Below are 1,686 nucleotides of genomic sequence, written 5' to 3'. Positions count from 1 at the left end.
TGCAGAAGACCCGCGGGATGGACTACTTCATCATGCCGCAGACGCGTTCGTTCGTCGTCTCGGTATCCCTGAGCCACTGACCCGGGTGAATGCTCATGTTTAGAGCTAGAACGCTGAACCTGGCAGTCGGCGCCGCCCTGGTCCTGGGTGCCGGCGGCTGCAGCGACTTCCTGACCGACTCGAAGGCGACCAAGGACCCGAACCAGGCCACCTCGGCCTCGCGGAACCAGCTGTTCGTGGCCGTGCAGGCCGCCCAGTTCGGCATCCAGGAGTCCGGCGTGGCCGAGGCCGCCTGTATGTTCACGCAGGGCTGCGCCGGGGTGGGCGGCCGCTTCGTGGAGGAGCGGGCCGGCTACACCTTCACCAACTCGGACTTCTCCGGCGACTTCACCCAGTCGTACGCCGGCGGCGGGTTGGTCGACATCCGGCAGGTGCAGGACACCTCGCGGATCCGCGGCGACTCCGTGTACCTGGGGATCGCCAAGGTGTGGGAGGCTTTCGACATCGGCACGGCCGCCGACATCTGGGGCGACGTCCCGTACCGCGAGGCGGCCGACCCGGTCGGCCACCCCACGCCCAACCTCGACCCGCAGCTGCAGGTGTACGACGACCTGCAGCGCGTGCTCAACGAGGCGATCCGCGAGGTCGGCTCGGGCACGGGGCAGGGCCCGGAGGCGGTGGACCTGGTGTACGGGGCCGGCGGCTCGGCGAAGTGGGTGCCGGCGGCCTACACGCTGAAGGCGCGCTACTTCATGCACACCGCAGAGGTTCGGGGCGCGGCTGCCTACGACAGCGCCATCGCGGCGGCGCTGCACGGCATCACGTCGCCGAACAACGACTGGCGGGCGCTGCACACCAGCGCCACGTCGGAGCGCAACGTCTGGTTCCAGTTCAACACGACGGGCTTCGGCAACGACATCGTGGCGGGCAAGCTGCTCGTGGACCTGATGAACGCGCGCAACGACCCGCGCCGCGCCGATTACTTCGGCGAGGCGCCGGGCGGGGGCTTCGGCGGCGAGGACCAGCCCACGGGCACGCCGTCGCCGAACGGCGCGTCGCCGCTCAACGGCGCGCGGAACAGCCCGACGTTCCGCCAGCCGCTGGTGACGTACCTGGAGAACGAGCTGATCCTGGCCGAGGCGTACCAGAAGCGCGGCCAGGACGGCCCGGCCCTGGTGCACCTGAACAACGCCCGCGCGGCGGTACGCCACGCCGACGACACTGCGGCGCCGCTCCCGGCGCTGGTGGGTCTCACGGGCACCGCGCTCTTCCAGGCGATCGTGGCCGAGAAGTACATCGCGGAGTTCCAGAACATCGAGGCGTGGAACGACTACAAGCGCACGTGCTACGCGGGCCTCAACCTGCACCCGGTGGTGGGTGACGGCGTGGTCAGCGGCGAGGTGCCGGGGCGCCTGTTCTACGGCCAGACGGAGCAGAACGCGAACCCCAACATTCCCGACGTGAACGCGCAGGTCACCAACGGCGGCGTGCGAGTGGGCGGCGCCAGCGTGGGCGGCTTCCGCAACCCCAACGACCCGAACCGCTGCCCGTGAGGCTGAGCAGGCGGTGAGGGTGAGCAGTAGCAGGTGAGGCGGGCGCCGGGATCTTTCCGGCGCCCGCTTCGCTTTGGGAATGACCGGGAGGTTCGTTCGGGCGGAAAGGGTGCCCCCTCCCCCAGCCCCTCCC

1 protein-coding gene is annotated in these 1,686 nt (G+C 70.2%); it reads left to right on the top strand.

Annotation, left to right across the window (positions count from 1 at the left end):
* Window positions 1-95 precede the first annotated feature (95 nt).
* Window positions 96-1,553, top strand: a complete 1,458-nt coding sequence (locus VFE05_20415; protein ID HET6232451.1) for a SusD/RagB family nutrient-binding outer membrane lipoprotein — start codon at window positions 96-98, stop codon at window positions 1,551-1,553.
* Window positions 1,554-1,686: the final 133 nt, after the last annotated feature.

This window comes from Longimicrobiaceae bacterium, from assembly GCA_035696245.1.
Lineage (GTDB): Bacteria > Gemmatimonadota > Gemmatimonadetes > Longimicrobiales > Longimicrobiaceae > DASRQW01.
The sequence above is the reverse complement of the archived record's forward strand: the minus strand, read 5'-3'. Positions and strand labels throughout refer to the sequence as shown.